Raw genomic sequence first — 478 nt, 5'->3', positions numbered from 1 at the left:
TGATGAAATAATAGATTACCTTTTAAGTATTAATTTTGGTACAATAGTCGTTTATTCAAATTGTGTTAAATATAGTGAGAGTATTTTTAGAGGACTAAGAGAAAATAAAATAATATTAACTACATCTCTTGACACAGGTATACCTTCCTTATATAAAAAATTAAGAGGTGTTGACACTTTTTCTAGGGTTATTTCTAATTTAATTAAATATAGAAATAGTGGTACTAAAGGTTTATGGTTAAAATATATTATTTGTGAAGAGAATAGAAATGAAGATAGTTTATGGAGTTTTTTGCTTGCTATGATGGCATTAAGCCCTAATAATATTATGATATGTCCAGATTTTCCATACGGAGACATAGAAATACCTATGGAAACCGTAGAATTTGCTGGTGAATTATGGGCATTAGTTGAGGCTATACTTGGTATTACACCTATAGATTATACTTCTTCTTTTGGAGCACCTAAAATGGTTGAA

At 28.5% G+C, this 478-nt stretch carries 1 protein-coding gene; it reads left to right on the top strand.

Annotated elements, in window-relative coordinates:
* Window positions 1-478: radical SAM protein (locus tag EZH24_RS14535; RefSeq protein ID WP_473807494.1), on the top strand; the 478-nt coding region annotated here is incomplete at both ends.

The sequence above is a fragment of the Brachyspira catarrhinii genome (genome assembly GCF_005518285.1).
Classification (GTDB): domain Bacteria; phylum Spirochaetota; class Brachyspiria; order Brachyspirales; family Brachyspiraceae; genus Brachyspira; species Brachyspira catarrhinii.
The sequence above is the reverse complement of the archived record's forward strand: the minus strand, read 5'-3'. Positions and strand labels throughout refer to the sequence as shown.